This is a genomic window from Chthoniobacterales bacterium, from assembly GCA_036569045.1.
Classification (GTDB): Bacteria; Verrucomicrobiota; Verrucomicrobiia; order Chthoniobacterales; family JAATET01; genus JAATET01.
Genome location: DATCRI010000067.1, coordinates 46810 through 54390 on the forward strand (window position 1 = coordinate 46810; position 7581 = coordinate 54390).

The following is a 7581-nucleotide window of genomic DNA, read 5'->3' on the forward strand; positions in this document are numbered from 1 at the left end:
TCCCGGGCATGTCGCTGTCGCGGACCGTTCCTCTCGCGCTTGCCGCCTCGCTTTTCGCCGTCGCCCCGCTGCAATCCGCCCCGGCCGATCTCAAAACGCTCCGAGAGCAGCTCGCGCTCGCCACCGAGGACAAGGACACCCTCTCCCGCATCGAACTGCTCCGTCGCATCGTCGCCGTCGATCCCGCGGACGCCGCCTCGCATCGGCTGCTTGTCGAACTCTGGCTCGAAATCAAGGACTACGACCTCGCCGAGGCCACTCTCAACGCCTGGCCGGACGCGCCGCCCGACCTCGCCGCCCTCACCCGCGCCGCCGTGCTGCGTTACCGCGACGAAGACGTGCCCGGGGCCGTGCGCGTGCTGCAGGACTACCTCGCCAAATCGCCAAAAGACCTCGCCGCGCACGAGGCGCTCGTCGACGCACTGCTCGCCACGAAGGACTACGCCGCGCAGCTCGCCGCTCTCGACGCCTACATCGCCGTCCAGCGCGACGTGACGAACCTCATCCGTCGGGCAAACACGAAGCTCGCTCTCGACGACTTCACTGGGGCCATCGCGGACGCCCGCGCCGCCGAGGCGCTTGATTCCGAGGCGGACATCGTCAAGCGCAACGTCCCCAGCTTCGAGCGGCTCGAGATCGCCCTCAATTCGCTGCCACCCCTCGACGCCACGCTCGAGAAATCCCCGCGCGATCTCACCGCCCTTATGCAGCGCGCGTGGTGGCTGCGCTACGGCAGCCTGAACGCCCGTTCGCTCGCCGACGCAAACGCCGCCCTCGAGGCCCACCCCGGCTCCGTCGCCGCACTCGTCGCGCGGGAACGCGCCCGCTGGCTGCTCGATCAGGTCGAGTCCACGGCCTCCCGCCGCGACACGCTCGTCGGCGTCACCCGCTCCCATGCGCTCGAGTCGATCGAATCCATCGCCGCTGCCGACCTCGCGCTCCAGAAAAACCCCAGGGACGAAGTCGCTCTCCGTCAGCGCGCCCGCGGGCTGAACGGCGCCGAGCAATACCTCCTCGCCCAGCGCGACGCCGACGCCGCGCTCGCCCTCGACGAGAAGGACGCCGACGCCGCGCTCGAGTTGCTCTACGCGACGTCACTCCTCGGCCAGGATATTACTCCCATCTTCCGGCGCATCGAGATCATCGCGCCGCCGAAGCCCAAGGTCGCCCTCGCGAACGCTTACCTCGCCGACCTCTATTTCCGACAGTCGAACCTCCCGCTCGCGCTCGACTACGCAAACCGCTCGCTGGCCCTCGCCGAGACCGAATACGTCCTCCGCATCAAAGCCGCCGCCCTCCAGCGACTCGGCCGTTCCGACGAAGCCGCCGCCGCCACGAAACGCGCCAACGCCCTGCACCGATGAAACTCCGCCGGCTCGCCCCTCTCCTGCTTGGTCTCGCCGCCCTGGGCATGAACCGTCCGCCGACGCCAACGCCATCCCCCACGCCGGCGGACGCGGCGACCCCCGCCCCGACCGCGACGCCGGCCGCCTTTCCCACGCCACCGCCACCGCTGGTCTTCGGCGAAGACCCGCAGCCTTTCGTCGACGCTCCGGACGCCATCGGCATCGCCGTCGAAGGCGGCGAGGACGAGAACGACGACACGAATAACACGCTCGGTCTCCACACGGAGTTCACGATTCAGTTTCCCGACGCGATGGTGCCGCCCGATCGCATCGACGTGACCGATTCCCAATCGCCGATCTCCATCTGGCCCGACCTCGCGGTGAAATGGGTGTGGCGCACGCAGTCGCAGGGCGAGTGGCGCGTCGACGGCCCGATCATTCCCGGCCAGAGCTACCACCTGCGTCTGCGGGAAGGGCTGACGAATCTCGCCGGCGTCCCCCTCGAGACCGCAAAGTGGGGTTACGAAGTCCGGACCGACTCGTTCACCGTGAGCAGCGAGTTCGACGTGCGCGACGCGTTGAACGCCCAGCCGCAGATCCCGCTCGAATTCAACGTCCCCGTGCGCCTGCACGACGCCGCCGAGGGCATCTGGTTCCAGGATCGCCTTTCCCGCCAGCGTTTCCCCGCCGAGCTGCTGTTGAACCGCGCCGTGAGCGACATCGACGGCGACGTGGTGGACGTCACGACGGCCACGAACGAAACCGCGCCGACGGAGTTCCGGGTCCGCCCGCGCGATCCCCTGCCCGTCGGCCGTTTCTACGACCTCATCGTCGAGAACGTTCATGACTCCTACGCCGGCCGCACGCTACCCTATCCCGAGGTCTTCGCGCTCGGTCGCACGCAGCCTCTCACCATCGACTTCGTCGCCGCGCGCAACTGGCCTACGGACAAGCCGCACATCGAGGTCAAATTCCACGGCTATCTCGGCGACGAGGCTCTTCCCGACAGCCCGCTCACCATCGAGCCGGCCGTGCCGAATCTTCGCTTCCGCAAGGAAGGCGAATCGCTCTTCGCCGACGGCGATTTCGACGTGAGCAAGCGCTACCGCGTCACCATCGCCGCCGGCATCACCGGCGCCAGCGGCTATCCCCTCGCGAAGGCCGAGACATGGGGCGCGACCTTCCATCCGAAGCAGGCCACCCTGCTCTTCCCCGAAGGCACCATCCGCCAGCGCGCCGCGCTCGGCCTCCGCTTCGCCCTGCTCCAGGCAAACACCGGCCCCATCACCTGGCGGCTCGCCCGCGTGCCCCTCGATCGTCTCGACGAGATTCGCGCCGCGCTTCGAGCGGACATTCCCCGGCCCGTGGTCGACCCCCTCCATCTGGAAGTCGTGGGACAGGGCGAGCTTCCCGCCTCCGCCGACGATCTCGAAGTCGTTCGCCCCATCACTTGGCAGCCCGCCGCCGGCCAGCCAGCCCTTTCCGGCCCCTACGTCATCGAGGCCGAGACGAAGGACAGCGCCGGCGCCACGCTCTCGAACCAGGCCCTCATCTTCTTCAACGAGGCTGTCTTCACGCAGAAGAACACGCCCGCCGGCACGATCCTGCGACTCGCCCGGATGTCCGATGCGCAGCCGATCCGCGGAGTGCCGGTCAAGGCCGTCACCGCCCGCCTCGACGAGATCGCCCGCGGCATCAGCGACGAGCACGGCGTCGTCGCCTTCCCCACGACCGCACTCACCGGCGCCGCCTTTTTCCTCACCGATCCGAAGGACGGCTCCGCCCCATCCGTCGACCTCGCGGCTCCCGGCTCTCCGTTCCCGGGCAGCGGCTCGCTTTACGCCTCCGCACCGCCTCCCTGGCGCGGAGCCATCATCACGGATCGCCCGCTTTATCGCCCCGGCGACGACGTGAAATTCAAGGGCTTCCTGCGCCGCAACGACTTCGACGGCCTCGTCGCCCCGGCTGGCGTCGTCGTCAAATGGAAGATCGTCAGCAGCGAGCGCGACGAACGCGTCGCCGAGGGCACGGCCACCGTCAACGAGTTCGGCGGGTGGGATGGCTCGTGGGAAACCCCGCCCCAGGGCAAGCTCGGCGCCTTCCGCATCGTCGCGCAGGTCGGCGAAACACCCGCGGGCGACAACGGCGACTTCCGCGTCGAGGAATTCCGCAACCCCCCGTTCTCCGTGATCTGCGAGGTCGCTCCCGCCACGAAGGCCGGAGAATCCACGATCAACGTTTCGTCCCAGTATTTCCACGGCGCCCCGAATGTCGGCAGCCGCGTGAAATGGACCGCGACATGGCTGAGCGACTCCGACGGCGAGTATTACAACGACCAGGATGCCGAGGGCTTCACCCGCGTGGATCTCTATTCCGAGCACCATCGCACGCCCGTTTTCGAAGTCGAGGTGAGCGGCGAAACCTCCCTCGACGCGAAGGGCCGCGCGACGCTGACAAGCACCGCGCCGTTCCAGGATCCCGGCCTGCGCGCCCGGTCCAACGTCCTCTGGCGCGTCGACGTCACCGGTCCGGATGGCCAGACGATCACCGGCGGCTCGGAGGAAACCGTCGTCATGAACGACGTCACCCTCGGCGTGAAGCCCGACACGACCACCAGCGCGACCGGCATCGCCTTCGACCTCCAGGCGACTCCGCGCGACCCCGCGCAGCCCGCGCCCGCCGAAGTGCACGCGGATCTCTTTCTCGTCCAGACGAAGTCCGTGAAGGAGCGCCTCGCCCCGTTCGTCTACCGCTACCGCAACACCGATGTGTTCGTGCCCGTCGAGCAGAAGAACGTCCCCGCGAACGGCCATCTCGCCTTCACGCCAAAAACGCCCGGCCGATACGTGCTCGTCGTCTCGCCCCTCGCCGGCCAGCCCGGCATTCCCGTTAGCGAGGAAATTTATCTCCAGGGCACTGGCGAAGCCGAGCTGCCCGTGAAGAGCGATCAGTCCCTTGCGATCCAGCCCGTGGCGAAGGACAAGCCCGTGCCCGTGGGCCAGAACGCTGCCTTCGACATCCTCTCGCCGAGCCCCGGCATTGCGTGGGTCACCGTCGAGACCGACCGCATCCTCGAGACCTACACGATCCCGCTGCCCGGGAATTCCACCCGCATCGAGATTCCGGTGAAGCCCAGCTACGCGCCGAATGTGCATGTCGCCGCCTACCTGCTGCGACCCGGCAATTCCGACGAACTCCCCGGGGAAATGTTCGGCGTCACCGCGTTGAAGGTCACCCGTCCCGACGCCGCCATCGACGTCGCCGTGAATGCGGACCGCCCGGAATACCAGCCTCGCCAGCCCGGCACCCTCCACGTGCTCACCTCGGCGGGGGGCCGCCCGCTCGCGAATGCCGAAGTCACGCTCTACGCCGTCGACGATTCCATCCTCGAACTCGGCGGCTGGACGCTGCCCGCGCTCCTCGACACGTTCCTGCCCGACCACCCCTTCAATGTCGTCACGCGCTTCGCCCTCTCGAACTACATCGAGAATTTCAGCGAGGCCGCCCTCACGCAAAAGGGCTTCATCGTTGGCGGCGGCGGCAAGGACGAGTTCGGCAACAGTCAGTTCACCCGGCAGGATTTCCGCCCGCGCATTCTCTGGCTGCCCTCGCTCCGCACCGACGCCCACGGCGAGGCCACCGCGCAATTCACCCCGCCCGACAACCTCACGCGCTTCCGCGTGATCGCCCTCGCGCAAACCCGCGCGAACCAGTTCGGCGCCGGCGACACCACCTTCACCGTTAGCAAGCCCGTCATCGTCGAGCCCGCCCTGCCGCGCTTCCTCCGTCAGGGCGACGAGATCGAGCTTCGCGCCGTTGCCCGCCAGAAGGTCGCCGATACGACCAGCCTCACGATCACCTGCGCGCCCGGCGGCGGCCTCGCGCTCACCGGCCCCGCGCAGGTCACCCGCGACGCGGCAAAGAACGACCCCGCCGTTGCCACGTTTCGCGCCCGCGTGGCTGCGGACGCCACCTCTGCAACGGTGAAATTCTCCGTCGCCTCCGCCGCCGGCAACGACGAGGTCGAGATCTCGCTGCCCGTCGCCGCCAGCACGATCCAGGTGCGCGAGGCCGTCGCCGGCAAGGCCGCCGGTCCCACCTTCGCCCCCGCAAAATTCGTCCCCGCCGCGTGGCTCGCCACGCCCGGCACCGTCGATGTCGCGCTCTCCACCTCACCCGACTTCACCCGTCTGCTCGGCATCCCCTCCGTGCTCGATTACCCCTACGGCTGCTTCGAGCAGAAATCCTCGCGCCTCCTCGTCTACACCACGCTCGCGAAGCTCCTCGCCTTCCTCCCGCAGTCGGAGGAGCGCACCGAAAACTACCGCCGCGTGATCGTCGAATCGCTCCAGGAATTCGAGAAGTCGCTCCTGCCCGACGACACCGTTCCCTACTGGCCCTACGGAACCACCGGCAATGCCTTCGTGACCATCCAGACCGCGTGGGCCGTCGCCCAGGCCGAGCAGGCCGGCTTCGACGTTCCCGAGGGCCTCACCCTCGCGCTGCCCCGCGCCGTTACGGCGATCGCCCTCCGCAAGAGCCGCCTCGAGGTTGCCCCTTCGCTGCGCGCCTTCGCCCTCTTCGCGCTGTCGCAGCTCGGCGACGGACCCGACGACGAAGTGAAGGCCGCCGCGAACGAGCTCTTCCTCGGCCGCGACCGCCTCACCGACGAGGCCCGCGGCTTCCTCGCCCTCGCCTTCCACACCTGGGAAATCGAGCCAGAAAAACAGGCCACGCTCGCTGGCGAAATCCCGCCGAAACCGGAAGTCCGCGACTTCAATCCCGTCACCTTCGCGTCGACCACTCGCGCCGACGCCATCGCGAGCCTCGTGCGCCTCACCCAGCCGGACGCCGATCCCGCCGCCCTCCGCAAGCAGCTCACCCCGCAACTCGACCGCGCTGCCAGCCTCTCCACTCAGGAGAACCTCTGGCTACTCCTCGCCTTCGAAGCGCTCCTCGCAGACAAGCCGCCGGCCCGCCTCGCCGCCACCACGCCACCGCCGGATGCCACATCGGAGAACCGTTCCGCCGCCGTCTGGCTGCAGCGCGATCTCGCCCGGCTGAACGACTTCTCCATCCGCGCGGCCAGGACCGCCGACCTCACCTACTCCCTGTCGGCCCGCCGCACCCTCGCTCCGGCCGAGCAGGTCGCCGTCAGCCAGGGCCTGCGCATCGAGCGCATCGTCAGGAATCTCACCGATCCCGCGCGCACCGGCACCGCCGCCGCGCCGTTCAAGCTCGGCGACCAGATCCTCATTTCCTTCCGCTTCCACGCCGACAAGGCCCAGAGCTACGTCGCCCTCGAGGATGCCCTTCCCGCCGGCCTCGAAGTCGTGAACCCGAACCTCGAGATGATCGGCAAGTTCTACCAGATCCCCGACGAACCCGGCGCGCCCGCCGCCTGGCTCTCGTTCTCGGAAATGCGCGACAAGCAGACGAACCTCTTCTTCGACACCGTCACCGCCGGCTCGCAAAGCTACGCCATCCTTGCCCGCGCCACTGCTGCGGGCACGTTCGCCTGGCCCTCCACGCAGCTCACCCCCATGTATGACGCCCGCTTCTACGCCCGCAGCGCGCCCTCCACATGCGTCGTGACGGAGTGAAACGCCTTTGCCGGCGAGCGCTCCGATGGGGCCTGCCGACGACTGCCGCGCTGGCCCTCGTTGCGTGGGCCGGGCTGGAAATCGCCGTCCGCCGCGCGTCGCTTCCCCAGCCCGGCCCTCCTCCCGCGACGCCCGTCCTGGTCGACATCCACGACCGGCCATTTTCCCGGCCCGGCACCGAGATCGTGCGCGACCAGCGCCCCGTCCCGCTCCGCGATCTCGGCCGCTGGCTTCCCCTCGCCACCGTCGGCATCGAAGACCACCGGTTCTGGCAGCACCACGGCGTGGACTGGCTCGCGACGAGCGGCGCCACTCTCCGAAACCTCCGCAATCTCCGCGTCATCTCCGGCGCATCCACGATCACGCAGCAGACCGTCAAGATCCTCGGCCCCCGCACGCATCGCACCCTCGCGGTGAAGGCTCGCGAAGCCGTCGCCGCCCTTGCGCTCGAGCGAACATGGGGCAAGGACCGCATCCTCGAGACCTACCTCAACCGGATCGACTACGGAAATCGCCGCTTCGGCGCCGAAGCCGCCGCGCAGGCCTATTTCGGCAAGCCCGCGGCCGCCCTTTCCCTCGCAGAATCCATCTTCCTCGCCGGCATTCCCCAATCTCCCACCCGCCTGAATCCC

The 7581-nt window shown here is 68.7% G+C and carries 3 protein-coding genes; all 3 read left to right on the plus strand.

What is annotated here, in order from left to right; translation table 11 throughout:
• The first annotated feature begins 8 nt into the window (after positions 1 to 8).
• Positions 9 to 1364, plus strand: a complete 1356-nt coding sequence (locus VIM61_13035) for a hypothetical protein (GenBank protein ID HEY8901330.1) — start codon at positions 9 to 11, stop codon at positions 1362 to 1364.
• Complete coding sequence (locus VIM61_13040) at positions 1361 to 6949, plus strand: alpha-2-macroglobulin family protein (protein HEY8901331.1); 5589 nt, start codon at positions 1361 to 1363, stop codon at positions 6947 to 6949. The genes VIM61_13035 and VIM61_13040 overlap by 4 nt, the downstream gene beginning before the upstream one ends.
• Positions 6946 to 7581: biosynthetic peptidoglycan transglycosylase (locus VIM61_13045; protein HEY8901332.1), on the plus strand; the 636-nt coding region annotated here is incomplete at its 3' end. The genes VIM61_13040 and VIM61_13045, both read left to right, overlap by 4 nt.